General features: G+C 48.0%; 1 protein-coding gene. It reads right to left on the reverse strand.

The window, feature by feature from the left end:
- Nucleotides 1–162: 162 nt before the first annotated feature.
- A partial coding sequence (locus KP705_RS19850) for a hypothetical protein (RefSeq protein ID WP_215765557.1) occupies nt 163–350 on the reverse strand: 188 nt, incomplete at its 5' end.

A 350-nucleotide genomic window follows, 5' to 3' on the forward strand; every position in this document is an offset into this window, starting at 1 on the left:
CTGCAACCACTTGACCGACCGAGCTTGCCAACGCTTACAATCGGCATCCATCTCACCTGGCCAAGACAGAACAATGCACGCCATAGTATTTTGAGTGCTTCTGATTTTCCTGCTCTTGCCATTCTTCTGAACATCCGAGCTATAAGCCAAAGGTGCTTGCAGTCAGCAGATATGAGCTTCTAAATCCTGACCAAAACCGAGACCCGGCCTGCCTGGATTTTCAACATGCAAACAGGCATCCGGATTTCTCCTGGTAGCCTCATCTATAGTCTCTTTAATATCTCTAATTTCGTTTATGAACGACCTACGGATTCCATCCGAGACCACCAGTCTTGGCGGGCTTGTGTTGA

The sequence above is a fragment of the Gluconobacter sp. P1D12_c genome, assembly GCF_018812105.1.
Taxonomy (GTDB): Bacteria; Pseudomonadota; Alphaproteobacteria; order Acetobacterales; family Acetobacteraceae; genus Gluconobacter; species Gluconobacter oxydans_A.